The 25,717-nt window shown below is 62.3% G+C and carries 21 protein-coding genes, 2 tRNA genes and 1 riboswitch; of the genes, 14 read left to right on the top strand and 9 right to left on the bottom strand.

The genetic code is table 11. The features are described from left to right. Positions 1-66: 66 nt before the first annotated feature. The 4 genes from ACXAF5_RS13405 to purD form a co-directional block, all read right to left on the bottom strand. Positions 67-714: a hypothetical protein gene (locus tag ACXAF5_RS13405; RefSeq protein ID WP_474946960.1), complete on the bottom strand. Its 648-nt coding sequence runs from the start codon at positions 712-714 to the stop codon at positions 67-69. A gap of 227 nt (positions 715-941) precedes the next feature. After that, positions 942-1,157 (bottom strand): hypothetical protein, encoded by a 216-nt coding sequence (locus ACXAF5_RS13400; RefSeq protein WP_474946959.1) that lies wholly within the window; start codon positions 1,155-1,157, stop codon positions 942-944. A 97-nt stretch (positions 1,158-1,254) separates the two neighbouring features. Further along, positions 1,255-1,722, bottom strand: a complete 468-nt coding sequence (locus ACXAF5_RS13395; protein ID WP_474946958.1) for a GNAT family N-acetyltransferase — start codon at positions 1,720-1,722, stop codon at positions 1,255-1,257. 7 nt (positions 1,723-1,729) lie between these two features. Further along, positions 1,730-2,992 carry a phosphoribosylamine--glycine ligase gene (purD, locus tag ACXAF5_RS13390; protein WP_474946957.1) on the bottom strand — a complete coding sequence of 421 codons (1,263 nt, stop codon included), beginning with the start codon at positions 2,990-2,992 and terminating at the stop codon, positions 1,730-1,732. Positions 2,993-3,145: 153 nt separating this feature from the next. On the opposite strand from purD, the gene xseA reads away from it, so the two are divergent. Further along, positions 3,146-4,654: an exodeoxyribonuclease VII large subunit gene (gene xseA, locus ACXAF5_RS13385; RefSeq protein WP_474946956.1), complete on the top strand. Its 1,509-nt coding sequence runs from the start codon at positions 3,146-3,148 to the stop codon at positions 4,652-4,654. Positions 4,655-4,719: 65 nt separating this feature from the next. Here the strand turns inward: xseA and ACXAF5_RS13380 are convergent, their stop codons facing one another. Continuing rightward, positions 4,720-5,133: a hypothetical protein gene (locus tag ACXAF5_RS13380; protein WP_474946955.1), complete on the bottom strand. Its 414-nt coding sequence runs from the start codon at positions 5,131-5,133 to the stop codon at positions 4,720-4,722. Between the two features lie 127 nt (positions 5,134-5,260). On the opposite strand from ACXAF5_RS13380, the gene ACXAF5_RS13375 reads away from it, so the two are divergent. Together ACXAF5_RS13375 and ftsY are read left to right on the top strand one after the other, a co-directional pair. After that, complete coding sequence (locus ACXAF5_RS13375) at positions 5,261-5,896, top strand: lysoplasmalogenase family protein (protein WP_474946954.1); 636 nt, start codon at positions 5,261-5,263, stop codon at positions 5,894-5,896. Between the two features lie 73 nt (positions 5,897-5,969). Continuing rightward, positions 5,970-7,136: a signal recognition particle-docking protein FtsY gene (ftsY, locus tag ACXAF5_RS13370; RefSeq protein WP_474946953.1), complete on the top strand. Its 1,167-nt coding sequence runs from the start codon at positions 5,970-5,972 to the stop codon at positions 7,134-7,136. A 48-nt stretch (positions 7,137-7,184) separates the two neighbouring features. On the opposite strand, the gene ACXAF5_RS13365 is transcribed toward ftsY, so the two are convergent. Next, positions 7,185-7,676: an MgtC/SapB family protein gene (locus ACXAF5_RS13365; protein ID WP_239361638.1), complete on the bottom strand. Its 492-nt coding sequence runs from the start codon at positions 7,674-7,676 to the stop codon at positions 7,185-7,187. A gap of 107 nt (positions 7,677-7,783) precedes the next feature. On the opposite strand from ACXAF5_RS13365, the gene ACXAF5_RS13360 reads away from it, so the two are divergent. Then, on the top strand, positions 7,784-8,689 hold the full coding sequence (locus ACXAF5_RS13360) for a DMT family transporter (protein ID WP_239362528.1): 906 nt from the start codon (positions 7,784-7,786) through the stop codon (positions 8,687-8,689). A 44-nt stretch (positions 8,690-8,733) separates the two neighbouring features. Next, a complete protein-coding gene (locus tag ACXAF5_RS13355) occupies positions 8,734-9,372 on the top strand; it encodes an inner membrane-spanning protein YciB (RefSeq protein ID WP_239361637.1) in 639 nt (212 codons plus the stop codon). Between the two features lie 205 nt (positions 9,373-9,577). Here ACXAF5_RS13355 and ACXAF5_RS13350 read toward each other — a convergent pair whose 3' ends face one another. Then, entirely contained in the window at positions 9,578-10,510 is a 933-nt protein-coding gene (locus ACXAF5_RS13350) for an alpha/beta hydrolase (protein WP_474946952.1), read from the bottom strand. A 349-nt stretch (positions 10,511-10,859) separates the two neighbouring features. Continuing rightward, a riboswitch (SAM riboswitch) is annotated at positions 10,860-10,937 on the top strand. A 78-nt stretch (positions 10,938-11,015) separates the two neighbouring features. Here ACXAF5_RS13350 and metZ point away from each other — a divergent pair. The 7 genes from metZ to ACXAF5_RS13315 all read left to right on the top strand — a co-directional run bounded on the left by metZ (position 11,016) and on the right by ACXAF5_RS13315 (position 22,124). Next, entirely contained in the window at positions 11,016-12,203 is a 1,188-nt protein-coding gene (gene metZ / locus ACXAF5_RS13345; protein ID WP_474946951.1) for an O-succinylhomoserine sulfhydrylase, read from the top strand. Positions 12,204-12,396: 193 nt separating this feature from the next. Continuing rightward, a complete protein-coding gene (gene folE2, locus ACXAF5_RS13340) occupies positions 12,397-13,500 on the top strand; it encodes a GTP cyclohydrolase FolE2 (protein ID WP_474946950.1) in 1,104 nt (367 codons plus the stop codon). Positions 13,501-13,730: 230 nt separating this feature from the next. Then, positions 13,731-14,408 (top strand): hypothetical protein, encoded by a 678-nt coding sequence (locus ACXAF5_RS13335; RefSeq protein ID WP_474946949.1) that lies wholly within the window; start codon positions 13,731-13,733, stop codon positions 14,406-14,408. Positions 14,409-14,455: 47 nt separating this feature from the next. Beyond that, a complete protein-coding gene (locus tag ACXAF5_RS13330) occupies positions 14,456-15,904 on the top strand; it encodes a TrkH family potassium uptake protein (RefSeq protein WP_474946948.1) in 1,449 nt (482 codons plus the stop codon). A 135-nt stretch (positions 15,905-16,039) separates the two neighbouring features. Next, positions 16,040-17,278, top strand: coding sequence for an aspartate kinase (locus ACXAF5_RS13325; protein ID WP_474946947.1), 1,239 nt, complete (start codon positions 16,040-16,042; stop codon positions 17,276-17,278). 322 nt (positions 17,279-17,600) lie between these two features. Beyond that, positions 17,601-19,838: a phosphoenolpyruvate--protein phosphotransferase gene (gene ptsP, locus ACXAF5_RS13320; RefSeq protein ID WP_474946946.1), complete on the top strand. Its 2,238-nt coding sequence runs from the start codon at positions 17,601-17,603 to the stop codon at positions 19,836-19,838. A 573-nt stretch (positions 19,839-20,411) separates the two neighbouring features. Next, positions 20,412-22,124 (top strand): thiamine pyrophosphate-binding protein, encoded by a 1,713-nt coding sequence (locus ACXAF5_RS13315; protein WP_474946945.1) that lies wholly within the window; start codon positions 20,412-20,414, stop codon positions 22,122-22,124. Between the two features lie 287 nt (positions 22,125-22,411). On the opposite strand, the gene ACXAF5_RS13310 is transcribed toward ACXAF5_RS13315, so the two are convergent. Together ACXAF5_RS13310 and ACXAF5_RS13305 are read right to left on the bottom strand one after the other, a co-directional pair. Continuing rightward, positions 22,412-22,485, bottom strand: a tRNA-Cys gene (locus ACXAF5_RS13310). 257 nt (positions 22,486-22,742) lie between these two features. Next, complete coding sequence (locus ACXAF5_RS13305; RefSeq protein WP_474946944.1) at positions 22,743-23,459, bottom strand: CbiX/SirB N-terminal domain-containing protein; 717 nt, start codon at positions 23,457-23,459, stop codon at positions 22,743-22,745. 191 nt (positions 23,460-23,650) lie between these two features. On the opposite strand from ACXAF5_RS13305, the gene ACXAF5_RS13300 reads away from it, so the two are divergent. Further along, a tRNA-Gly gene (locus ACXAF5_RS13300) sits at positions 23,651-23,724 on the top strand. A 179-nt stretch (positions 23,725-23,903) separates the two neighbouring features. After that, positions 23,904-25,706: an ABC transporter transmembrane domain-containing protein gene (locus tag ACXAF5_RS13295; protein WP_474946943.1), complete on the top strand. Its 1,803-nt coding sequence runs from the start codon at positions 23,904-23,906 to the stop codon at positions 25,704-25,706. The last annotated feature ends 11 nt before the right edge of the window (positions 25,707-25,717 follow it).

Here is a 25,717-nt window from a genome sequence, read left to right as displayed (position 1 = left end):
AAACCGTTCCGTGCAGCAGCTTCATCAGCAGCCTGCTAGACCATCTTCAATGCCCATGCCTTCCCCTCACTCCTGTAGCGTTGCTGGGAACAAGGAACTGTCTACGCTCTGCCACCAAGCGTCTTGGTTTTGACCCTCCGCTCCTAAAAGCGAACTGCACAAAAACGGTAGTTCACGCCTTATAGCGACTGCAGGGGCGGGACCAAATGCTTCCGGTACTCGTTCGGATTCTTCGACAAGCGAGCAAAATACCGGACTATCCGCAAAAAACGCTTCTGGCATAGTTTCGAGAGTTTCACTCATGCAGACGCCACGCCCTGAAGCTGCAGTTTCGCAGGCCAAAGCCAGTTGCAGCAACATCTCGGCATCGTTGGCGTATCGTGCCTCAAAGCTTTGCATCTCACGAGATCTACTAACCCAAGAAAACACAAATGCAGTCCTCATGGAGCCAACTTCGGGTTCGCTGGCTTCGGAAATCAAGTTCAGAGCCTGCCAGCGACCGCTTGCACAGTTGCGCACGTCAGGGGCAACAGTGCTAAAGCGCACATCCTTCATAAATTCATTGAATGCGATCACATCGAGATAACTCGCTAGATGTGTTTGTCTGCTATCACACAGGTAGGCCTCACCATCAAATCCAGATTGCTTTTCATCTGCATGCGCAGACGAAACTAGCATCAACACTCCAACAGAAAATGCTATCAATTCAACCATATCGTATCCCAGTTTAGAGTGATTTTGGCGCCGTTCAAATCAATGTCACCGTTTGGTCGCAGGATGATTTCTGCATCACCGGCCCGCAAGATCATAGCGCCGTCAGACGCCAGCCGCAGGGGCTGGCGCTGTTAGCCGTCGGGTTGGAATTTCACCAACTCGCGTCCGTGCGCCCGCATCTTGGCCGTAAGTTGCCCCCAAAGCCAGCGCCACTCCCGCCAGAGATCTTATGCGGCGTTGTTGCGAAAGCCGAGGAACAGCGACAGCGCCACGCCAAAGACCGCGGCATTGGTGTGGGGCAGGGCCAGCAGGCTGCCGTCAAGCCAGACCAGCAGCGCGGCCATGGCCGTCAGCGCCGCGATGCGGGGCAGGATACGCGGCAGCACCGACCCGTGTGTGGCCACCAGCAGTTCCAGAAAGCCGGGTTTGTGACGAACGATCATGGCAGGTCTCCTTGGGATGTCGACAGCAAAGCAGATCCCGCACCGATGGACGCGTCGCCGCGCGCCGGATCAGGTCCGGACTGCGACCCGGCGTGGCTCAGACCGTGCGGCGCATCGTCAGGGAGGTGGGGCGATCAAACCCGGCATGCGCAGTGGTCGCCACCTGCCTGAACCCCAGTCGGGCAAAGGCTGCGTGGTTCTCGACCAGTTCGACCCGCGTCTGCAAGTCCACCGCACTGAGGCCCAAGGCCCGCGCGCGCCTCACGGCATGTTCGATCAGATGGCGTGCAAGCCCCTGACCGCGCAGATCCTCGGATACCGCGAGCTTGCCGAGATACAGCACATCGGCGCGCGGTGTCAGCACCACCGAGGCAATCACGGGCGTGCCAATTGCCCAGACCTCGCCTGCCTTGGCTTGTGCGGCAAGCGCTTCCAACGTGAGGTGGTGCATGGAGGAGGGCGGATCGATCCGCCCGTCCATATAGGCAAAGCTGCGCCGGATCAGGTCCAGAACCTCCTGCATGTGCGGGCTGTCCGGGGGGATCTGAACCGGCGTGACAGTCATGGCCGGATCAGAGCGCGCGCCAGCCGATGTCGCGCCGCACAAAGCCTTCGGGCCAGTCGATCTGATCCACCATCGCATAGGCGCGGTCGCGGGCCTCCGTGAGGCTGTCGCCGCGTGCCGTCACATTGAGTACCCGACCACCATTGGCGAGGATCTTGTCGCCCTCGGCCTTGGTGCCTGCGTGAAACACCATGTTTATGCTGTCCTCGGGCAGAGCGGCGAGGCCTTTGATCTCGCTGCCCTTCTGGTAGTCGCCGGGGTAGCCATTGGCGGCCATCACCACGGTGATCGCGTGGTCATCCGCCCAGTTGACGCGAGCGTCCGCAAGGCGGCCCTCGGCGGCGGCCTGCATCAGGTCCAGCGCCTGCGCGCCAAGGCGCATCATCAGCACCTGGCATTCGGGATCACCAAAGCGGACGTTATACTCCACCAGACGCGGCTGACCGTCCTTGATCATCAGACCGGCATAAAGCACGCCCTGATAGGGCATGCCGCGCTCGGCCATCACCCGCATGGTGGGTTTGACGATCTCTTCCATCGCGCGCGCCTCAACCTCGGCGCTCAGGATTGGGGCGGGTGAATAGGCCCCCATGCCGCCGGTATTGAGGCCAGTGTCGCCTTCGCCCACGCGCTTGTGGTCCTGTGCGGTGCCGATGGACAGGATCTCCTCGCCATCACAGAGCACAAAGAGCGATGCCTCTTCGCCTTCCATGAATTCCTCGATGACGACCTCTGCGCCCGCCCCACCAAAGGCACCGCCGAACATATCGTCGATGGCATCGAGCGCGGTCTGCTCGTCCATCGCCACGATCACGCCCTTGCCAGCGGCCAGACCATCGGCCTTGACCACAATGGGCGCGCCATTTGCACGGACATGCGCCTTGGCGGCCTCGGCATCGGTGAAATGGCCATACCCCGCAGTGGGGGCATTGGCTGCGTCGCAGATCTCCTTGGTAAAGCTCTTGGAGGCCTCCAGCCGGGCGGCGGCCTCAGAGGGGCCAAAGACCAGAATACCTGCATCGCGCAGGCGGTCCGCCACACCAGCAGCCAGCGGGGCCTCTGGTCCTACGATCACGAAATCAATGGCGTTTTCCTCGGCAAAGGTCACAACCGCGCCGCCATCCTCGGCGTTGAGGCTGGCGCAGTCCGCGATCTTGGCGATGCCCGCATTGCCCGGCGCCACGATAAGCCGGTCGCATTTCGGGTTCTGCATCACCGCCCAGGCAAGTGCATGTTCCCGCCCGCCGCTGCCGAGGATGAGGATATTCATGAGCCATTCTCCGATCTGCTTGGCCTTGGTTGATGCGCGTTCTATGCTGTGTGCGACGTATAAACAAGAACGCCCTTGCCGGGGTTTCCCTCCGGTGGCAGGTGTCAGAGCAGCCAGATCCAATCACAGATCAAACCGGAGCCTGAAATTCCTATGTCCGACCTCCTTGATGATCCCTCTCCGGGCCAGAACGCGCCAGAGTTTTCTGTCTCCGAGATCTCCGGCGAGATCAAACGCACGCTGGAAGGCAGCTTTGGCCGCATCCGGGTGCGCGGCGAGGTTGGGCGGGTGTTCAAGGCACGCTCCGGGCATCTTTACTACGACATCAAGGATGACCGCTCGGTGCTGGCCTGCACCACGTGGAAAGGTCAGATTTCGGGCCTTTCCGTGGTGCCCGAAGAGGGGCTGGAGGTGGTTGTCACCGGGCGTCTGACGGCCTTTGGCGGGCAATCCAAATACAATATGAACGTCGACGAGGTCGCAGTCGCGGGGCAGGGCGCGCTGATGGCGCTCCTGGAAAAACGCAAGGCGCAGCTGGCAGCCGAGGGGCTGTTTGCACCGGAGCGCAAAAAACCGCTGCCGTATCTGCCGCAGATCATCGGGGTGGTGACCTCGCCTTCGGGGGCGGTGATCCGCGATATTCTGCATCGGCTGCGGGACCGGTTTCCGCGCAAGGTTCTGGTCTGGCCCGTGGCGGTTCAGGGCAGCAATTGCGCGCCCGAGGTGGCCCGCGCTATCGACGGCTTCAACAGCCTTAGCCCCGGCGGTGCCTTGCCCCGGCCCGATCTGATTATTGTGGCCCGTGGGGGTGGCTCGATCGAGGATCTGTGGGGCTTTAACGAGGAAATCGTCGCCCGTGCGGTTGCCGCCAGTCAGATCCCGCTGATCTCTGCCGTCGGGCACGAGACAGACACGACGCTGATTGACTATGTCTCTGACCTGCGTGCGCCGACGCCGACGGCGGCGGCGGAGCATGCGGTTCCGGTGCGGCTTGAGCTCTTGGGGTGGGTCGAAAACCAGGGCGCGCGTATGGCCAATGCCACCAGCCGCGCGGTGCAGCTGCGCCGCCAACGGCTGGGCGACGTGGCCCGCGCATTGCCGCGCCCGGATACGCTGCTGGAAACCCCGCGCCAGCGGCTGGACCGGGTGTCTGACCGTCTGCCCAATGCGCTGATTTCGGGCGTGCAGCGGCGCAAACTTACGCTCAGCGAGCGCGCAGCCTCTCTGCGGCCTGCCACTCTGCGCAGCCTTGTTGAGGCACGCAAGGACCGTCTGAAGAACCTGTCGTCACGCCTCACGCTTCGCCCGATCCAGCAGGACACAGCGCGTAAACGCGACGCGCTCGACCGGATCAGCAAGCGCCTCAACGCCGCGCAAACCAGCCGGATCGAGCGTCACGCGGATCGCCTGTCGGCCACCGCACGCCAATTGGAGATCCTGAGCTACAAGGCCACCCTCAGCCGTGGCTATGCGGTGGTGCGGGATGGGGATGCGCTGGTCACCAATACGGCCGACGCGCGCACAGCAGCTGCGCTCTCGATCGAATTTGCGGATGGCACGGTGGAGATCGGCGCCAGCGCAGCTGCACCAAAGAAAACCGCACCCAAACCAGCCGCGCCCAAGCCGCCCAAAACACCGGGAGAGCAGGGCTCGCTGTTCTGACGTCCCATCTCTTCTTACTCAAAATATCCCGGAGCGCGAGGCAGAGCCTCGCATCCCTCAGGGCCTCAAACCCCGACCTCCGGGCCGAGGCAGACCATCTCGTCACGGGGGCGTTTCTGTTCGGTGAGCGTCAGCGCCGGACCAGCGTCGCGTTCAATGGTGACGCTCAGGCCGGTGTCGTCGATCTGATAGCTCCAGCACTGCGCATCGGGGCGATCCTCATAGATAAAGCAGATATCGCCCGCCTGCATATACCATTCGCCCTCGATGCAGCGCCCATCGAGAAAGGACCAGATCACGCGCTGCCCCGGCAGGTAGCGCTCCGCCCCATAGGGTTGACCTTGCCAGTCAAAATGAATGGTGCGGCCCTGTGTGTAGCTGTCAAAACGCGCGGTATCGGCCGCGCTCAGCGGAGTGCCAGAGCTGAGGGACATGCCCAATGCGAGGGCAACTGCGATCCGTGAGGGTGAAACAAACATGTCCTCACCATGGCGCAGTTTCAGCGCCCGGCCAAGAGGGCACTGCGTGGCAAGGTGGCGCAAGGTCAGTTTTGACCTTCCACAACGCCCGGCGCAACCTGCCGTCAGATTGCAGGGGAGGCAACATATGACCGCAGACATGTTTGGGCTTTTCGGGGCAGGGGGCTTTGCTCTGGGGTATCTCCGCCTGGTACATGCCCGAGAAAGCTGGGGGCGGTCTGTGTTAAAAACCGGTGCGGTTTTGATTTTGGCGCTGATGGCTGCCCTCAAGATGCCACTGCTGGCCGTGGCGCTGGGGCTCTGTGCCTTGGGCGATCTGGCCCTGTCGCGCCCGGGAGAGCGCGCGTTTCTGGCAGGTGTTGCCAGTTTCGCCGCGGGACATCTGGCCTATGTCTGGCTGTTTTTGTCGCTGCCGGGGTCAGACCCTGAGCGGCTGACAACCGCGCCCATGCTCTGGGCCGTGTTGTTGCTGTTTCTGATCGCCCTCGGGATGGCGCGGCTGCTGGCGCGTCATGCGGGCGAGATGCGTGTGGCGGTGCTTCTGTATGTGCCAGTGATCGTTGCGATGGCGCTGGCGGGGTTCACCTTACCCCAGCCGCTGATCTGGAGCGCGGCGGTGATGTTCATGCTGTCCGATATGGTTCTGGCGGTGGAGACCTTTGTGCTGCCACCCGCGCACCGCGCACGCCGCCTGACCGCACCAACGGTCTGGGTGCTCTACTGGGGAGCGCAGGCGCTGTTTTTCGCGGTACTTCTCTTGTGAAACATCTCATTGCGCTTTGCATCCCGCGTCAAAGCGCATTAGGTGAAGGTCAAACGACCCTGCGGAGACCCAGATGGCGCTTTTTTCAAAGCTCAAGGAACGGTTGCTGAAATCCTCATCCCGCCTCGGCAAGGAGGTGGATGCGATTGTGGAAGAGGGGGCCGTGACCCCGGACCCCGCAGCGGAGACCACACCGGACCCCGCGCCTGTTGAAAAGACGCAGCCTCCGGCAGAGACGACGCCAGCTCCGGCCGATGCAGCCCCCGCCGACACACCGGCGGCAGGGGCGTCCACCGCTGCACCTGCCCCCATCGTTCCGCCCGCCCCTGCACCGCAAGCGGAGGCATCCAGACCCGGCCTATTGGGGCGGCTCATGGGGCGCGGCAAAGCGTCCGAGCCGCGTCGGGTGCTGGATGACGATATGCTGGAAAGCCTTGAGGAGATGCTGATTGCCTCCGATATGGGGGTCGATACAGCGCTGCGGGTGACCGCCAATATAGCCGAAGGCCGCATGGGCCGCCGGGTGTCGGGTCGTGAGATCCGAGAGCTTCTGGCGCAGGAAATCGCCCGCGTGATGGAGCCTGTGGCACGTCCGATGCCGCTATATCCGTCCAAACCGCAGGTGGTGCTGGTGGTCGGCGTCAATGGTTCTGGTAAGACCACCACCATCGGCAAGCTCGCCAGCCAGTTCCGCGCGGCAGGGAAATCCGTGGTGATTGCGGCAGGCGATACCTTCCGCGCTGCCGCCGTCGAGCAGCTGCAAGTCTGGGGCGACCGCGCCGGTGTGCCGGTGCTGACCGCGCCCGAAGGGTCAGATCCGGCGAGCCTTGCCTTTGACGCGATGACCAAGGCCGAGGCCGATGGTGCGGATCTCTTGATGATCGACACCGCTGGACGTCTGCAAAACCGCGCTGACCTGATGGAAGAGCTGGCAAAGATCGTGCGTGTCATTCGCAAAAAAGATCCCGAAGCCCCGCACAACACCCTCTTGGTGCTGGATGCCACCACCGGGCAAAACGCGCTGTCGCAGGTGGAGACCTTCCGCCAGCTTGCGGATGTGTCGGGGCTGGTGATGACCAAGCTCGACGGCACCGCCAAGGGCGGCGTTCTGGTGGCGCTTGCGGATAAATTCGGTCTGCCAATCCATGCCATTGGCGTGGGCGAGCAAATTGACGATCTTTCGCCCTTTGATCCCGAGGAGTTCGCCGCCGCGCTCACCGGGCTCGAAGACGGGGTTTGAAGACGGGTTTGAAGACGGGGCTTGAAAACGGGACCTGAGGATCGGAGCTCAATGCCGGGTCATCCATCTCTCCACATGGCGCAGCGCAAACAGCACCGTCAGGACAATTGCGGTGGCCATCGCCGCCAGCGGCATCTGACCCGCGCCGCAGCCCAAGCCAATCGCGCCTGCAAGCCAGAGCGAGGCCCCGGTTGTGACATTGCGCACCCGGTCCCCGGCGGTGAAGATCAGACCCGCTGCAAGAAAGGCCACCCCGGCAGTCACCGCCTCGATCATGCGCAGGGGATCGTTGCGCTGGGCCTCCGCGCCAAAATCCAGCGCGGCAATCTCGCGCCCGAGCACCACAAAGAGGCAGGCCGCGACGGCGACCAGAATATGGGTTCTGAGCCCTGCGGGTTTGTCGAGCATCTCTCGCTCCAACCCCACCAGCGCCGCCAATGCACTGGCCGCGAGCAGCCGGGCCAGCGCCACCGGCGCGGGCACCACGGAAAAGGTGCTGGTGAATTCACTGGTGATCTGCTGGATGGCGGTGTCGAACATGCTGCCCCGATTGTCTGTGATGGGCAGTCAACGTGCGCCGTGCGGCAGGGTTCCCGATTTTCTTCATTCCCTCATTTGAGACCTTGTATTGAAAAGGACCGCATATGCTGAGCGACTGGCTGATTTCCCTGGAAGGCACCGAGGCAGGCCATCAGGCGGCACTGATCCTGGCGGTGTCGGCGGCCTTTTTGCATGCGGTCTTTGGCGCGCTGCAAAAGGGGCGGCATGATCCATGGCTGTCGCGCGGGGCGATTGATGCCTCTTATGCGGTGATGGCCGCACCGTTTGCATTGTTTGTGGTGCCCTGGCCGGAGCCGCATATGTGGCTGATTTTCCTCGGCGTTTGGGTGATCCACGTGATCTATAAAGTGTTGCAGGCGATGGCCTATACCAAAGGCGCCTACACGGTGGTCTACCCGGTGGTCCGTGGCACCGGGCCGCTGTTTGCGGTGATTGGGGCCTATTGGCTGTTTGGCGAGACCTTCACGCTGGTGCAGTGGCTTGGTGTGGGCGTGCTGCTCGCGGGGATCTTTGGCCTTGCGGTTTATAACTTCATCTTTCTTGTGACGGCGCGCGAAACCCTTGGGATTGCGCTGCTGCTTGCGGTGGCGACAGGGCTGTTTGTGGCGCTTTACACGACCTACGACGCCTATGGTATTCGGGCGACCGCCGATCCCTTCACCTTTCTGGCGTGGTTCTTCATGATCGATGGGATCACCATGCCGATCTATGCCTATTGGCGCTGGCATCGGATGGGCGCGGAGCGGCCCACGGTGGGCCCTTTGATGGTGCGCGGGTTCTTCGGCGGGCTGGTGGCCTTTGCCTCCTTCGGGTCGGTGATGCTGGCCACACGGCTTGACAAGGTGGGCGAGGCAGCGGTCCTGCGCGAGACATCGACGGTCTTTGCCGCAATCATCGGCTGGCTGGTGCTGAAGGAAACCGTCGGCCCCCGCCGCATCGCGCTGATGGCGCTGATTGCGGCCGGTGCGGTGATTGTTGAAATGGGGGGCTGAGGGTGCCATCTGACAGGAATGAACTGGGACATGAGAGGCCATCTATGAGCGAACAGACAAGCGATGCATCCACCGGTGAGGCGCGCAAGATCAGCCCCTTGGTGAAGAACCTGCTGGAGTTCGGCCCGGTGGTGCTGTTCTTTGTCGCCTATCTGCGGCTCAAGGATCAGGTGTTTGAGATTGGCGGCACCTCTTATGAGGGGTTCATCGTCGTCACCGCCGGTTTTGTGCCGCTGATGGTGCTGTCGACACTGATCCTGTGGAAGCTGACCGGCAAGCTGTCGAAGATGCAGGTGATGACGTTGGTGCTGATCGTGGTGTTTGGCGGGCTGTCGGTCTGGTTCAACGACGAGCGGTTCTTCAAGATGAAGCCGACGATGATCTACCTGCTGTTTGGCGGCATGCTGGGCGTGGGGCTGTTGCGGGGGCAGAGCTACCTGCGGGTGGTCATGGAGGAAATGATGCCGCTTCAGGACGAAGGATGGATGATCCTCACCCGCCGCCTGTGTGCGTTCTTCTTTGGGCTCGCGGTGGCCAACGAGGTCATCTGGCGGATGATGAGCACCGAGACCTGGGTTTATTTCAAGACCTTTGGCCTCACGGCGGCCATGTTCCTGTTCTTCATGACGCAGGCGAAGCTGTTTCAGACTTACGGTATCGAAGAGGAAAGTGAGGCTGAGTAAGCGCGGACGCCGGGCTTGATTTCAGCAGAAACGCGACCCGGTTTGAGGGTTTGCGCTGCGCTTTGCGCATCGCCGGGGGGGCGTGAGCCGCGCCTTTCAGGCGCGGCTCACGCCCGGCCCAACGCTTTTGGTGCAGCCTTTGGCTGTCGCGAAAAGGGGCGGGAGGACACCCGCTTTGCAGGAACAGGAGCCATCCCGGGAAGGATCAGATCCGCTGCCAGATCGGCATCGGGCTTGGCTGCGGTCGCAGGGTCAGCAGACGTGACCACCGCCGTGCGGGCACCTCTGGCAGCACTTGCTGCATCAAGGGCAGGGGCGTGCGCTCCGGCTGGCGCAAGAGGCGCTTGTACAGACGCAGCGCGCCGGGACGCATGTAGGACGACCAGTGGCACACTCGCCGCTCCGGCAGGCCGATGGAATGGCCCATCTGTGCCAGATGCTCCAGCGTGTCGAGGCAATCAAGCTGCAGGGTCACCGCATTTGTCGCCTCAAACCCCTGACCAATGGCGCGATCGCCGCGTTCGGGCGACCGGGTCAGGGTCTCGAACATAAAATCAAACGCATCGTTTTCGCGGCTGGTGACGTTGAAAAACTCTGCCCGGCGACCGGCCGGTGTCGCCAGCGCCGTGGCCGCTCGGCTCTGATAGCTGGCGCCGGTCAAGGAGATCACCCGTCCCACGGCACCGGCGGGCAGCCAATGAAGGGCTTCCAGTGCCACCTCGGACCCCAGAGAATGCCCGATGATATGGATGTCTCGGGCCGGGGCTTGCGCGTGCAGGTTGCGCACCACCTGTGCCAAGGCCCGTCCTGCCGACAAGGCGCGTGCCTGCGCCGAGGCCAGCGTGCCCCGGGCGTCCCAGCCGAACGCCACCGCGAGCCCCTCGTCCCTGCGGCCAAGGCCAAAGCCGAGCTGACGTGGCCAGGAGGGCGCACGCCAGGGCATATGCTGTGGATCAAGCGACAGGATGTGGCGATGCGGGCAGTGGTTCGGATTGCCTGGCTGGTATTTATAACCATGCACCATGATCACCACCGGCCCCGGCACATCTGCCAATCGCGCGATACCATCGTCAAACGACCTGAGCCGGGCATGAAGCACCGGCGTCTCACCCACTGCATTAATACGGATCACTGCCATCACAGGCCCCCAAAGCCATGATTTTTCCTATCCGGTAGCGGCTTGCGGTGACGGGAAGGTGACGGCTGGGTAACGATGAGGTGACGGCTATGAGCTGCGGCCCAGAGGTCACATACCACGTCGCGGCGGACCCGGTCGATCTGGGCGAGCGCCTGCCGGGGAGCTTGGCGTTGGGCGGACGCTTTGGGGCAGCTGGTTGAAACATTCAGCCCATGCAGGCAGTGCGTCTTGTCTTGGAATAGGCCGACGGTGCAAAGAGGATTGCCGTGACCGTTTGCAAAAAGGCTGGACTTGACGTCAGGGACGCTCGGGAGTACCACATGCCGCAACGTTGCGCGGGATCTGCGCGCCGTTGCATCGTGGCGATTTGTTTACCGGATTGCGGGCCACGTTAAAAAGCCGCTAAAGAGGTCAGGACGACGGGACTCCCTTTCGCTTGGCCGAACGGGAGTTTTTTTTATGCGCGGCCCGCAAGAGAGCGGCGGTGACCGGCGGAGGCGATACGATGACTGAGACCTGGAACAAACGCACCAAACTGGTTCACGGCGGCACCCGGCGCAGCCAGTACAACGAGGTCAGCGAGGCGATTTTCCTGACCCAGGGGTTTGTCTACGACAGTGCAGAGCAGGCAGAGGCGCGGTTTATCGAAACCGGCCCGGATGAGTTTATCTATGCCCGCTATGGCAACCCCACCGTTGCGATGTTTGAAGAACGTATCGCGCTGCTCGAAGGGGCCGAGGACGCTTTTGCCACCGCATCCGGCATGGCCGCAGTTAATGGCGCGCTGACCTCGATCCTGAAGGCGGGCGATCATGTGGTGTCTGCCAAGGCGCTGTTTGGGTCCTGTCTCTATATTCTCGAGAGCATCCTGACCCGCTATGGGGTTGAGGTGACATTTGTTGATGGCACCGATCTGGAGGCATGGCGTGCGGCCGTGCGCGCGGATACCAAGGCGGTGTTCTTTGAGAGCATGTCGAACCCGACGCTTGAGGTGATCGACATCAAAGGCGTCGCCGAGATCGCCCATGCGGTCGGCGCGACTGTTGTGGTCGACAATGTGTTCTCCACGCCGGTGTTTTCCAACGCCATCAAACAGGGCGCGGATGTGGTGGTTTATTCGGCCACCAAACATATCGACGGGCAGGGGCGCGCGCTGGGGGGCGTGGTGCTGGGCAGCAAGGATTACATCCGCGGCACGCTGGAGCCTTACATGAAACACACCGGTGGCTCGCTCAGCCCGTTTCATGCCTGGATGTTCGTCAAAGGACTGGAAACCATTGATCTGCGGGTCAATGCACAGGCCGCGAGCGCGCTGCAGATTGCCGAGGCGCTGGACGGTCATCCGGCCCTGGCGCGCACCATCTATCCGGGTCTGAAGACCCATGCGCAGAACGACCTGGTGCAGCGGCAATTGGGCGGCAAGGGCGGCACGGTGCTGTCGCTGGATATCAAGGGCGGCAAGGACGCGGCCTTTGCCTTTCTCAATGCGCTGACGATCCCGGTGATTTCCAACAATCTGGGCGATGCGAAATCCATTGCCACCCATCCGGCGACCACCACCCACCAGCGCCTGTCCGAAGATCAGCGCGCCGAACTTGGGATCACCGACGGGCTGGTACGCTTCTCGGTGGGTCTTGAGGATGCGGACGACCTGATCGCGGATGTAAATCAGGCGCTTGCGGCGATCAGCTGACTTGCCTTGCATCCGCCGCAGCAGAACCTGAGCGCTCTGCTGCGGACCCATCGCGGGGCGGGAAAGCACGGTGCAAAAGGTCAGATCAGAGACCTTTAGTGGCGTTTTTAGGTGATCTGTTTTGTGTTTCCTGCCGTACTACCCTAGATAATTGCGGGCAGGCGCTTTGCTGCTGGGACAGGAGTACGGGTTTATGAATATCCATTCTCGTGATGTGAACGATACGCCGGATCGGTCGGAGGCCGAGGAGGCATTGGCGGTGCTGCGGCGCTGGGCCGGTGGTGCCAGCGAGACCGAAGTGGCGCAGCTCGACCCGGCGATCGCGCGGTTGCTGCCGAACCGGGAAGTACAAAACTACCCGGATCTGAAGCGCCAATACCCGGAAGAATTCGACGCATCCGAGACCTATCGCGCCACGCTGCCGGATCTGCAGAACGGCCCGTCCAGCCTGATCCGGGGCGCCAAAGAGCAGATCCAGCATGTCGGCATTTCCAATTTCCGCCTGCCGATCCGCTTTCATACCCGCGACAACGGCGATCTGACGCTGGAAACCAGCGTGACCGGCACCGTGAGCCTTGATGCCGAGAAAAAGGGCATCAACATGTCCCGCATCATGCGCAGCTTCTACAAACATGCGGAGAAAGTGTTCTCCTTCGATGTGATGGAGGCGGCACTTGAGGATTACCTCAGCGATCTTGACAGCGGCGATGCGCGGCTTCAGATGCGGTTTTCCTTCCCGGTGAAAGTGGAGAGCCTGCGTTCGGGTCTGTCGGGCTATCAGTATTATGACGTGGCGCTGGAGCTGGTGCAGATCGCCGGGCAACGCCATCGCATCGTGCATCTGGATTACGTGTATTCCTCCACCTGTCCCTGTTCGCTCGAACTCTCAGAGCATGCACGCCAGGCACGCGGACAGTTGGCGACACCGCACTCGCAGCGCTCGGTTGCGCGGATTTCCGTGCAAATGGAACAGGATGGCGGCTGTCTGTGGTTCGAGGACCTGATCGACCATTGTCGTCGTGCAGTGCCGACAGAGACGCAGGTGATGGTCAAACGCGAGGACGAGCAGGCCTTTGCGGAGCTGAATGCGGCCAATCCGATCTTTGTTGAAGATGCGGCACGGCTGTTCTGTGAGGCGCTGCAAGGCGACGCGCGCGTGGGCGATTTCCGGGTGGTGGCGAGCCATCAGGAAAGCCTGCACAGCCATGATGCGGTCTCGGTGCTGACACAGGGGACGATGTTCGCCGCACCGAGCCTTGACCCGCAGCTGTTTTCGACCCTGATCCATCGCGGTTGACGCGATCAATGCGAGGGGCGCTGCCCCTCGCGCTCCCCGAGATATTTATGAAAAGATGAAGACAAGGCCCCTTTATCGGAGGTCGGGTGCCGGTTTTTGCCGCGTTGCGGCATTTTTCTGCTGTTGCGAAGGAAAATCATGTTAGCGTGAGTCGTGAGGGGGCGCTTGCGTCAGTCAAGCGGGCGCCTGGCCTGTTTGAATGCGACAATGACCGACCTTGAGGAGCTCACATGATCCGGTTTGAAGGTTTCAAAGACATTCCCACAACGCCGCAGGCTTGGGCAGGCTATGCCTTGGGGCGGCAGGTAAAGATGATGCGCGCCATGGCGACATGGGCGGCCGAGGCGCCGCAGCACCAGTTGCATATGGCGCAGGCAATGCTGAAGGCGCAACAGGAGTGGATCAGCGGGATGCATGGCCCTGCTGCTGCGGCTGACGGGGCCGCGGGCGCGCATGCCACCGCCGCGGCCAAGACGGCCACCACCCCGCGCAAGCCGGCGGCCCGCAAACCCGCCACGCGAAAGGCGGCGCCAAAACCCTCCCCCGCCAAGGCAGTGGTTCAGAAAGCACCCGCCAAGACCCCGACGGCACAGGCGACACCGGCGACACAAGCAACACCGGCGCGCAAGGCCGCGTCACCCGCCAAAACCTCGCAACCTGCACGTCCCGCGCAAGCGGCACGTGTCAGCGCTGGCGCACCGGAGGCGGCAAAGCCCGCGACCAAATCGACAGGCCCGCAGGCCACTGCGCCGGCAAAAACAAAGACCGCTCAGCCGGTTCAGGAGGCACGCCCCGCGACCCCGGAGCAAAGCAAAGCTGCGCCGCGCCGGCGTCCGCGCACACCCTCGACACCGCCGGAGATGCCCGGGCCGAAAACCGGCAAAGATGGGACAAAGCGCGAGTCGTGATCGCTTTGTCTTGACAGTCTGAGCAGGGGTTGCCAACGCTGCGCCTCATGTTGGATCTGCGCCCCGTCGGATATGTCATCGGCCTGCTCGTCACTATTCTGGGCGGGATGATGGTCTTTCCACTTCTCCTTGACCTCTATGATGGCAAGGGGGAGTGGCCGGTGTTTTTGGAAAGCGCCGTGATCTGCCTGCTGGCAGGGGGGTGCCTGGCCCTGACCTGCGCCAATGGCATCGGGCGGGGACTGTCGATCCGCCAGACCTTCCTGCTGACCACGCTGGTGTGGGTGGCGTTGCCGTTCTTTGGAGCGATCCCGTTGATGCTGGGCGCGACGGAGCTGAGTTTCACCGATGCGTTCTTTGAGGCGATGTCGGGGCTGACCACCACCGGCTCCACCGTGATCTCCGGTCTGGACGATCTGCCGCGCGGGCTGTTGCTGTGGCGCGGAATCCTGCAATGGCTGGGAGGCATCGGCATCATTGTGGTGGCCATGGTGTTCCTGCCCGAGCTGCGGGTCGGCGGCATGCAGATCTTCAAGTCCGAAGCCTTTGACACCATGGGGAAAATCCTGCCGCGCGCGCAGGAGATCGCCAAGCAGATCTCGGTCATCTATCTGGTGCTGACCATGGTCTGTGCACTGGTTTACACCGTCTTGGGCATGGGGCCGTTTGATGCGTTGGTGCATGCGATGACCACCATGTCCACCGGCGGGTTTTCCAACTACGATGCATCCTTCGGGACCTTCTCCGGCCCGGCGGAATATGCGGCCTCGTTCTTCATGGTGGCGGCGGCGCTGCCCTTCGTGCGCTATGTGCAGATGGTGAATGGCCAGATGACGCCCTTGTTCCGGGACAGTCAGATCCAGACCTTCCTGGCCACCATTGCCGTATTGGTTCTTGTTTCGGCAGCGGTCCTTGTGTCCATCTTCCCGCATCATCCCGAACAAGCCGTGCGCGAGGCCTTGTTCAACATCATCTCCATCATGTCGGGCACCGGCTATGCCAGCGTGGACTACATGCAATGGGGTGCGTTTCTGATCATGATCTTCTTCTTCATCGGCCTGATCGGGGGCTGTGCGGGCTCGACGGCCTGTTCGGTGAAGATCTTCCGCTACCAGCTGCTCTTTGCCTCGATCCGGGTGCAGGTGCAGCGGATCCGCTCGCCCAACGGGGTGTTTGTGCCCCGCTACGAGGGGCGGCCGGTGACGCCGGATGTGCTGAGCTCGGTGATCTCCTTCTTCATGTTCTTTGTCATCACGCTGGGTATTGTGGCCTGGGCGCTGGCGCTGACGGGGCTGGATTTCATCACCGCGATTTCGGGTGCCGCAACCGCAGTGGCCAATATCGGCCCGGGTCTGGGCGATATCATTGGGCCTGCAGGCAACTTTGCGCCCCTCAACGACACCGCCAAGTGGATCCTGGCCATTGCCATGCTGATCGGGCGGCTGGAGTTGATGGCGGTCTATGCGATCCTGACGGTTCGTTTCTGGCGCAGCTAGTTCCGCTTGGGGCTGATGCTTGCGCAAAACGCCCTTGGCCTTGAAATAAAGGGCAGGTCCGTCTTGCCCTTGGCCGGTCGCTCGCCTAAGAACGCGCGAACCCTTAACCCCGCAAGCGGAGGGAAACCACACCTCATGCCCCTACTTGTGATGAAATTCGGCGGCACATCTGTCGCCAATCTGGATCGCATTCGCCGCGCTGCCAAACGTGTTGGCGTTGAAGTCGCCAAGGGCTATGACGTGATCGTCATCGTCTCCGCCATGTCCGGCAAGACCAACGAGCTGGTCGGCTGGGTGGGCGAGACCTCGCCGCTGTATGATGCGCGGGAATATGATGCGGTCGTGTCCTCTGGCGAGAACGTGACCGCCGGGCTGATGGCGCTGACGCTTCAGGAAATGGACGTGCCCGCGCGCAGCTGGCAGGGCTGGCAAGTGCCACTCAAGACCAACTCCGCCCATAGTCAGGCCCGGATCGAGGACATCGGCACCGACAATATCAACGCCAAGTTCGGCGAGGGCATGAAAGTGGCCGTGGTTGCGGGTTTTCAGGGGATTTCGCCCGAGGGCCGTATCACCACGCTGGGGCGCGGTGGATCCGATACCACGGCGGTGGCCTTTGCGGCGGCCTTTGGGGCCGAGCGTTGTGACATCTATACCGATGTGGACGGCGTCTACACCACCGATCCGCGCATCTGTGAAAAGGCGCGCAAGCTCGACAAGATCGCCTTTGAGGAAATGCTGGAACTGGCATCCTTGGGCGCAAAAGTGCTGCAAACCCGCTCTGTGGAACTGGCCATGCGCTACAAGGTCAAACTGCGCGTGCTCTCCAGCTTTGAAGAACAATCCGACGAGGCCGGCACGCTGGTCTGCGACGAGGAGGAAATCATGGAATCCAATGTTGTTAACGGCGTTGCCTACTCTCGCGACGAGGCCAAGCTGACCTGTCTTTCGGTCGCGGACCGTCCCGGCATTGCGGCGACCATCTTTGGCTGCCTCTCTGATGCGGGTGTGAACGTCGATATGATCGTGCAGAACATCTCTGAAGATGGGCGCACCGATATGACCTTTTCCTGCCCCACCGATCAGGTGCAGCGCGCCGAGGTTGCGCTCAACGCCTACAAGGACAAGGGCGAGCTGAACTATGCCGAACTGGTGGCGGATACCGGTGTGGCAAAGATTTCCGTCGTCGGGATCGGCATGCGGTCGCAGTCCGGCGTTGCCGCCAAGATGTTCAAGGTGCTGTCGGATGAGGGCATCAACATCAAGGTCATCACCACCTCCGAGATCAAGATCTCCGTGCTGGTGGATCGCAAATACATGGAGCTCGCGGTGCAGGCCTTGCATGATGCGTTCGAGCTCGACAAGGCAAGCTGATACGCGTTGCCGTTGATTGAATGCGCGCCGGAGGTTTCCTCCGGCGCGTTTGTTTTTGCGCATTCGCTTTTTTCGAGCGTGCGGCAGGCAAGCCGGTCGGGGCAGCACACATGCTGCCAGCAGAGGGGCGGCGCAGACGGGTATTTGCTGCAAAACCTCTTGCCAGCGCCCCGGCCAGTCGACACATTGCCTGTGACCTCGCGTCCGGTGCGAAGAGAGTTGATGCGCATGAGCGTCATCTGATATTCGGAACGCCGGATCGTGAACGGGTGGGTGACAGGGCATCCGTGGCGTCAAATGAAAAACCCGGGAAAGGGCGAACATGGTTGAGAACACGGAATCCGAGAGCAGAAAGCTTCTGGGTCGTCTGCGCGAGGCCATGGCAGGAGATGATGCCGGGCAGGCCCGCCTTGATAAGATCACTCAGCTGATTGCCGACAGCATGGGCACCGAAGTGTGCTCCATCTATCTGTTTCGCGACGAAGAAACGCTGGAGCTCTGCGCCACCGAAGGTCTGAACCGCGAATCCGTGCACCAAACCCGCATGCGCGTGGGCGAGGGGCTGGTGGGGCGCGTGGCCCGCACCGGCAAGGTCATCAACACCCCCGATGCCCCCAGCGCGCGCGGCTTCCGCTACATGCCCGAGACGGGAGAAGAGCGGTTTTCCTCTTTCCTCGGGATTCCGATCCAACGTCTGGGCGAGATGATGGGCGTCCTGGTGGTGCAGTCCAAGGAGACCCGTGAATATTCCTCCGACGCGGTTTATGCGCTTGAGGTGGTGGCCATGGTCATTGCCGAGATGACCGAGCTGGGTGCCTTTGTGGGTGAGGGCTCGGCGATGTCGCCGCTGCACCAGCAGTCCGTGATCCTGAAGGGGATCACCGCCCAGGAGGGGGCCGCCGAGGGCAACATCTGGCTGCACGAACCCCGCGTGGTGGTCACCAACCCCATCGCCGATGATCCCCACCGCGAACTGGAGCGCCTGCAAGAGGCGGTGGACGAGCTGCGCGTGGGCGTCGACAAGATGCTTCAGGTCTCCGGCGCGGACAAGGAACAGGCGCAGGTTCTGGAAACCTATCGGATGTTTGCCAATTCCAAGGGCTGGATGCGGCGCATGGAAGAAGACATCGCGCGTGGCCTCAGCGCCGAAGCCGCGGTGGAAAAAGAGCAATCCCTCGCCCGTGGCCGTATGGCGCAGGTGCAGGATGCCTATTTGCGCGAACGTCTGAGCGATCTGGATGATCTCTCGAACCGCTTGCTGCGCATTCTGACTGGGCAGGGCAAGGACACTGGCGCCGAGTTGCCGGACAACCCCATTCTGGTGGCCCGCAATATCGGCCCGGCGGAATTGCTGGAGTATGGCCGCAAGCTGAAGGGGATCGTCCTTGAGGAAGGCTCCGTTGGCTCTCATGCGGCGATTGTGGCGCGGGCGTTGGCGATTCCGCTGGTGGTGCGCGCGGCGCGCATCACGACGGAGGGGCTGAACGGTGATCATGTGCTGGTCGATGGCGATCAGGGCGTGGTGCATCTGCGCCCCGACGATCCCGTCGTCAGCGCCTTTCGCGACAAGATCGCGATGCAGGCACAGGCGCAGGAGCGCTACGCGTCGATACGTGACAAACCTGCCATAACGACCGATGGTCAAAGAATAAATCTGGTGATGAATGCCGGTCTGATGGCGGATCTTCCGTCGCTGGACAACTCCGGTGCAGAAGGCGTTGGCCTGTTCCGGACCGAATTGCAGTTTCTGGTCCGCAACAAGATGCCCAAGCGGTCCGAGCTGGTGGCGCTCTACCAGCGGGTTCTGGAAGCCGCGCATGGCAAACGCGTGGTGTTTCGCACGCTCGATATCGGCTCCGACAAGGTGCTGCCCTATATGAAGCCGCAGGATGAACCCAATCCGGCGCTTGGCTGGCGAGCGATCCGCGTGGGGCTTGATAAACCCGGCGTGATGCGGATGCAGCTGCAGGCGTTGATCCGCGCGGCCAATGGCGGCCCGCTGACGGTCATGTTCCCCTTCGTCGCCCAGTTCGAGGAGTACCGGCTGGCACGAGAAGAGGTGAACAAGACCATCGAACGCGAAAAACGTCTGGGTCATATCCTGCCCTCCAGTCTGGAGGTCGGGGCGATGCTGGAGACGCCATCGCTTGGTTTTGCGCCGCTCAAGTTCTTTGAAGAAGTGGATTTCCTGTCGATTGGCGGCAACGATCTGAAGCAGTTCTTCTTTGCGGCGGATCGTGAAAATGAACGGGTGCGCAAACGCTACGATACGCTAAATGTGAGCTTCCTGAGCTTTATCGAGCGCATCGTGGAGCGCTGCGACATTTCCGGCACGCCGCTGAGTTTCTGTGGCGAGGATGCGGGGCGCCCGATCGAGGCGGTCTGTCTTGCGGCCATGGGCATCCGTACCCTGTCGATGCGCCCGGCCTCCATCGGTCCGGTCAAATCGCTGCTGATGCGGGTGGATCTGGGCGAGTTGCGCAAGATCATCTCTGATGCGCGCCATCGGGGCGATCAGACTGTGCGCCCGGCAGTGATGCAATATCTTCGAGGACTTTAGCCGCTCAATTGTCCGGGGGCATGACAGTGCGGATCGCGCGCAGCCCGCGCGATCTGTCTTGACCGTGGCGGCGTTCGAGTGCAATGGCGGAGTTTTCGACGTGGGGTGGCCCCAAAATGCGTTGTCCTTATCTGATATTCTCTGCCACATACTCCGGAAAATTTCCCTAAAATTGTCTTTAGCGTACATTTCTGCTGTTTCTGGTTCAAACGCCTATCCGGCGACTAAAGATGAGATTTGGCGGAGCTGCGTGCTCGCCTGCGCAAAACGACGGGGTCCATTGAAGATCGGTGATTGAGGCGGGTCATGGGGATCGCAGCGCATGCCGAGAGGGGGCGATACCCACATGATGACCTGGGAGAAACCGCTTGAACCCACGTGGAAATCCCGAATTTATCCACAGTTTTGGCTGGCGTTTTCCACAGCCTTTGACGGTGGCTTTGTCGGCGCGGCCACCCGGCTGGCGTCAATTTGACAGCTTGCTCGTAAATCTGCCGAATTCCCCCTCACCGGGTCTAGGCGCAGCCTTTGCAATGGATATGATCTCGGCGATCAGGAGAGGAAGACCAACAGATGTCCAGCGTATCAGCACCATCCACCACACCGCCGCGTCGCAGCGGGGGCAGAATTCTTGCGGATCAGTTGCGCATTCTAGGGGCAGACACGATTTATTGTGTACCCGGGGAAAGTTACCTGGAGTTGCTGGACGGGCTTCACGCCCATCAGGAGGCGATCAACGTCGTCACCTGCCGGCACGAATCCGGTGCCTCTAATATGGCCGACGCCTATGGCAAGCTGACAGGCAAGCCGGGCATCTGCGCCGTGACACGAGGGCCGGGGGCGACCAACGCGTCGAACGGCGTGCACACCGCATTTCAGGATTCCACCCCGATGATCCTGCTGATCGGGCAGGTGGGGCGCGAGATGGTCGACCGGGAGGCCTTTCAGGAGATCGACTATCGCCGCATGTTCGGCCAGATGGCGAAATGGGTGGCGCAGATCGATGATGCCGCCCGTATCCCGGAGTATATGGCGCGGGCATGGAAAACGGCGCTGTCGGGGCGCCCCGGGCCAGTGGTGCTGGCGTTGCCCGAGGACATGCTCACCGATGAGGTTGCGGTCGCGGACCTGCGGGCGACCCCGCCGGCACGCCCTGCGCCGACCGCTGGCGATGTGGAGACCCTGCAGGCGATGATCGCGCGCGCCGAACGGCCGATGCTGATGGTGGGTGGTCCCGGCTGGAGCGACCGCTGCGCGCAAAAGGCGCTGGCATTTGCCGAACGGCTCGGGCTGCCCGTGACCACATCCTTCCGCAGTCAGGATTATGTGGACAACGGTCACGACAATTATGTCGGTCCTGTCGGCATCGCACCGATTCCCAATCTTCGCAAACGCTTGCGTGAAGATGTTGATCTTCTGATCGCGGTCGGGCCGCGTCTTGGCGAGATGACGACCCAGGGCTACGAGCTGATCGACATCCCGCATCCACAGATGACATTTGTGCATGTGCATCCGGGCGCCGAGGAGTTGGGGCAGGTCTATCAGCCGGATCTCGCGATCCACTCCGATCCGGAGCTGTTTTTTGACGCCGCCGAGGCCATTACCGTCCCCGATGGGCCGTATGTCTGGGCGGACTGGCTTCAGGACCAGCGGGCGGACTACCTTGCCTTCCAGACCCCGACCGAGGTGCCCGGGGATGTGAACATGGGCCATGTGGTGCGCCATATGAGCGAGACGCTGCCGCAGGACACGATCTATACCAACGGGGCGGGGAACTACACGGTCTGGCTGCACCGGTTTCACCAGCATCGCGCCTATCGGACCCAGCTTGCCCCCACCAGCGGCTCCATGGGGTATGGGGTGCCTGCGGCCGTGGCGGCCAAGCTTCAGCATCCTGATCGCACGGTGGTTGCCATGGCCGGTGATGGTTGTTTCATGATGACCTCGCAGGAGCTTGCCACCGCCGTTCAGCACGGCGCGGATGTGATCTTTGTGGTGGTGAACAACGGCATGTATGGCACCATCCGGATGCACCAGGAGCGCCACCACCCCGGCAAGGTGATGGCGACCAAGCTGGTGAACCCGGATTTTGTGGCCTATGCGGCCTCCTTCGGCATCGCAGGCGAACGGGTCTTGTCCACCGGCGATTTCCCGGCCGCGCTGGAACGCGCCCGGACTGCCAGGGGAGGCTACATGATCGAGATTGTCGTCGACCCGGAGGCGCTGACGCCCAACCAGTCGCTCTCCGCAGTGCGGGCAGAGGGCGAAGCGACGCAGAAGGCCTGATTGTCGAGCGCGCCCCTGACGTTCGCACTGCCGGCACGGGGGCGGGCAACAAATCCGGAAACATCATGTGATCTGGTCCGCCGCGGACCGGATCGCGCTTCAGTTTGTGAAACATGTCGTGCGCCGCCGTGTGTCCGATGTCGCCACCACTGAGAGGCTTATCACCGCCCGCCGGTTGGCGCAGAAACATGCGGAAGGGGCTGCGGACAACGCGATGCAAGACGAACGTAACGAAGCCAAAACGCGCATGTTGCGCAGAGCGTTGAGAGCTGGAAACTGCTAAGAGTTGGAGGCGAGTACCGGAATCGAACCGGTGTACACGGATTTGCAATCCGCTGCGTCACCACTCCGCCAACTCGCCTTATCAATCGCTTAACAGTGGCGGGTGGTGTCCTGCCACTGAGCGTGCCACACTGTCTATTTGTGTTCTGATGGGTTCGCAAGGGGCAAAACGACGATCTCTCACGAAATTCTTGGGACTTCTGGAAGCCTGGTTTGAGGCACTGCGGGACGGGGACACGGAGCCCAGTGAATGCTCTGCCCGTTCCGACCGTTCCGTCCACCGAGGCGCTGGCAAGCGATACGCCAGGCGGGACCATCTGGGGCGCTGAGAGAGAGCTAACCTTGCGCCGTCGTGCTTTGGTGATGCGTTTGGAGGATGGCCTTGGCGATCAGCTCGGGGACGCCGGGCAGTGCGCCAAGAACGGGCAGGGTGTCGCCCTGAAAGCCGGCGTGGGCCAGCGCCTCGGGGATGTCTTCGCGCACATGGGCGCCGGATTGGGCAAAGAAGGGCAGGCATAGGGCGCGGGGGCCAAGGGATCGGGCCGCGTCCGCGATGAACGGTGTCTCCTCGACAAAGCCGGTGCGCAGGTTCAGCCCGGGCAGGTCGGCGCGCAGTGTCGCAGCAAAGGACTCGGCCGCCTCGGCTGCCTTGGGACCGCGTGCCGAGCCATGTGCAGCCAGCAGGATCTCGGTATCGTCGAGCGCCCAGCCACGCGATGCAACCGCGTCCCGGATGGCGGTGACTGTGAGCGCCGGCAGCGCCGGATCAAGGCCAAACGGCGCGGCGATCCGGTATCGCCACCCGGTCAGGCGCCGCGGCAAGACCTTGCCGGTGAACCATCCCCGCGCCATGAAAAAGGGATAGATCACCGCATCCTCACACATGGCGGCCTCCAGAAACCCTTTGGACGACAGGGTTGCAGACCGGACCTCCCAATCGGGCAGCTGGTCGTTCACGGCTGCTGCCACCGCGGCGAGATGGATCTCGGGGGGAGGGGGCGCAGACGGCTGGCCATGAGAGGTCAGGATGGCAACGCGGGGGAGATGCGGCATGAGGGGTTCGGGGCTGTGAAGAGGGCAGAGACCTCCTGACACTAGGGACTCTGTGCAATGTGGAAAAGGGGGCGGGTCTGATCCGCCGAAGAGAGACCGCGAAAATCCGGGGGCGACGCGGGTCCGGCGGGAAAAATACCGGATATGTGGTTGACGGCAAAAAAACCTTCACATACATCACACGATACGAAGCGGGTATGGTGAAATGGTATCATAAGAGCCTTCCAAGCTTAAGGTGCGGGTTCGATTCCCGCTACCCGCTCCAAAACTTTCCCAGCCGATAAAAAGACCTGTTGCTTCAACTGCTTGTATTGCGCAACTGCGGCGATACTACCCAGTTTGGCGGCCAATGCAGCCTTGACCTGCCAGTGGCGCGAGGCCATGACACGGGGCGGGACGGGCGCTGTGCGCGCCAGATGAAGATTGGCGAGCAAAGGAGCCTTCATGGCACGACGTGCGGTGCAAACCTCAGGCGGCAACGAAGATCGCGAGAGCTCTCGCCGGATTGGCGTTCTGAAGGCGCTCTGGCCGTTCATGCGGCCCTATCGGGGGATGATCCTTGCGGCGCTGGCGGCGCTGACGCTGACCGCGGGCGTGTCTCTGTCCCTGCCGCTGGCGGTGCGCCGGGTGGTCGACAATTTCCGGATCACGGATGCGGCGCTGTTGAACCAGTATTTCACCGCGGCGATGGTGATGGCGGCGCTGCTGGCCTTTGGCACCGGGCTGCGCTACGCGCTGGTGACCAAACTGGGCGAACGGGTGGTGGCGGACATCCGCAAGGCGGTGTTCGACCGCATCATTGGCATGAGCCCGGCCTTCTTCGAGCGAATCATGACCGGCGAGGTGCTGAGCCGGATCACCACCGACACCACACTGATCCAGTCGGTGCTGGGCTCTTCGGCCTCTGTCGCGCTGCGCAATCTCCTGATTTTTGCGGGCGGGCTGGTGCTGATGCTGCTGACATCGGCCAAGCTGACGGCGCTGGTGTTGCTGATCGTACCGGCGGTGATTGTCCCGATCCTGTTTCTGGGCCGCCGCCTGCGGGCGATTTCCAAGGAGAACCAGGACTGGATCGCCGCCTCATCGGGCAATGCGGGCGAGGCGCTGGGGGCGGTGCAGACCGTTCAGGCCTTCACCCACGAGGATCTCAGCCGTCAGCATTTTGCAGAAATGACCGAAACCGCATATGACGTCTCGCGCCGCCGCATCCAGACGCGCGCCTGGCTCACGGTGATCGTGATCTTTCTGGTCTTTGCCGGTGTTGTCGGGGTGCTGTGGATCGGGGCCAACGACGTGCGCTTTGGCGACATGTCCGAAGGCGCATTGGTGCAGTTCGTGATCTATGCGGTGATGGTGGCTGGTTCGGTTGCGGCCCTGTCCGAGATCTGGAGCGAGTTGCAACGGGCGGCGGGGGCCACTGAGCGGCTGGTCGAGCTGTTGCAGGCCGAGGACAGCGTCACCGACCCGATGTCGGCACAGACCCTGCCGGAGCCGGTGCGCGGCGAATTGCGGTTCGACAACGTGTCCTTCACCTATCCGTCGCGGCCGGATGTCTCGGCGCTGGATCAGGTCGATCTGACCATTCATCCCGGCGAAACGGTGGCCTTTGTCGGCCCGTCCGGGGCGGGCAAGACCACGATCATCCAGATGATCCAGCGGTTTTATGACCCGCAATCCGGCGAGGTCCGGCTGGACGGGGTGCCGCTGAACGCCCTGTCGCGGCAGGACTTCCGCCGCCATGTGGCGATGGTGCCGCAGGATCCGGTGATCTTTGCCGCCACGGCGCGTGACAACATCCGCTTTGGGCGTCCGGATGCCACCGATGCCGAGGTCGAGGCCGCCGCACGGTCCGCCGCCGCGCATGACTTCATCATGAAGCTGCCCGAAGGGTATGATGCCTATGTGGGCGAACGCGGCGTGATGCTGTCGGGCGGGCAGAAGCAGCGCATTGCCATTGCCCGCGCCATCCTGCGCGACGCGCCGGTGCTGTTGCTGGACGAGGCGACCTCGGCGCTCGATGCGGAGAGTGAACGTCTGGTGCAGGCCGCGTTTGAGGATCTGAGCCGGGATCGCACCACCATCGTGGTGGCCCACCGACTGGCGACCGTCAAACAGGCCGACCGGATCGTGGTGATGGATCAGGGCCGGATCGTCGCCGTCGGCAGCCACGACAGTCTTGTGGCCGAAGGTGGGCTCTATGCGCGTCTGGCGCGCCTGCAATTCACCGATGGGGCCGCGGTCGCCTGACCGTCCTGCGC

The organism is Epibacterium sp. ABV4_022 (genome assembly GCF_056159345.1).
The sequence above is the reverse complement of the archived record's forward strand: the minus strand, read 5'-3'. Positions and strand labels throughout refer to the sequence as shown.

Bases quoted from the DNA above. Each gene is read 5' to 3' on its own strand.
- ACXAF5_RS13405 (WP_474946960.1), bottom strand. From the start codon at position 714: ATGGTTGAATTGATAGCATTTTCTGTTGGAGTGTTGATGCTAGTTTCG.
- ACXAF5_RS13400 (WP_474946959.1), bottom strand. From the start codon at position 1,157: ATGATCGTTCGTCACAAACCCGGCTTTCTGGAACTGCTGGTGGCCACA.
- ACXAF5_RS13395 (WP_474946958.1), bottom strand. From the start codon at position 1,722: ATGACTGTCACGCCGGTTCAGATCCCCCCGGACAGCCCGCACATGCAG.
- purD (WP_474946957.1), bottom strand. From the start codon at position 2,992: ATGAATATCCTCATCCTCGGCAGCGGCGGGCGGGAACATGCACTTGCC.
- xseA (WP_474946956.1), top strand. From the start codon at position 3,146: ATGTCCGACCTCCTTGATGATCCCTCTCCGGGCCAGAACGCGCCAGAG.
- ACXAF5_RS13380 (WP_474946955.1), bottom strand. From the start codon at position 5,133: ATGTTTGTTTCACCCTCACGGATCGCAGTTGCCCTCGCATTGGGCATG.
- ACXAF5_RS13375 (WP_474946954.1), top strand. From the start codon at position 5,261: ATGACCGCAGACATGTTTGGGCTTTTCGGGGCAGGGGGCTTTGCTCTG.
- ftsY (WP_474946953.1), top strand. From the start codon at position 5,970: ATGGCGCTTTTTTCAAAGCTCAAGGAACGGTTGCTGAAATCCTCATCC.
- ACXAF5_RS13365 (WP_239361638.1), bottom strand. From the start codon at position 7,676: ATGTTCGACACCGCCATCCAGCAGATCACCAGTGAATTCACCAGCACC.
- ACXAF5_RS13355 (WP_239361637.1), top strand. From the start codon at position 8,734: ATGAGCGAACAGACAAGCGATGCATCCACCGGTGAGGCGCGCAAGATC.
- ACXAF5_RS13350 (WP_474946952.1), bottom strand. From the start codon at position 10,510: ATGGCAGTGATCCGTATTAATGCAGTGGGTGAGACGCCGGTGCTTCAT.
- metZ (WP_474946951.1), top strand. From the start codon at position 11,016: ATGACTGAGACCTGGAACAAACGCACCAAACTGGTTCACGGCGGCACC.
- folE2 (WP_474946950.1), top strand. From the start codon at position 12,397: ATGAATATCCATTCTCGTGATGTGAACGATACGCCGGATCGGTCGGAG.
- ACXAF5_RS13335 (WP_474946949.1), top strand. From the start codon at position 13,731: ATGATCCGGTTTGAAGGTTTCAAAGACATTCCCACAACGCCGCAGGCT.
- ACXAF5_RS13330 (WP_474946948.1), top strand. From the start codon at position 14,456: ATGTTGGATCTGCGCCCCGTCGGATATGTCATCGGCCTGCTCGTCACT.
- ACXAF5_RS13325 (WP_474946947.1), top strand. From the start codon at position 16,040: ATGCCCCTACTTGTGATGAAATTCGGCGGCACATCTGTCGCCAATCTG.
- ptsP (WP_474946946.1), top strand. From the start codon at position 17,601: ATGGTTGAGAACACGGAATCCGAGAGCAGAAAGCTTCTGGGTCGTCTG.
- ACXAF5_RS13315 (WP_474946945.1), top strand. From the start codon at position 20,412: ATGTCCAGCGTATCAGCACCATCCACCACACCGCCGCGTCGCAGCGGG.
- ACXAF5_RS13305 (WP_474946944.1), bottom strand. From the start codon at position 23,459: ATGCCGCATCTCCCCCGCGTTGCCATCCTGACCTCTCATGGCCAGCCG.
- ACXAF5_RS13295 (WP_474946943.1), top strand. From the start codon at position 23,904: ATGGCACGACGTGCGGTGCAAACCTCAGGCGGCAACGAAGATCGCGAG.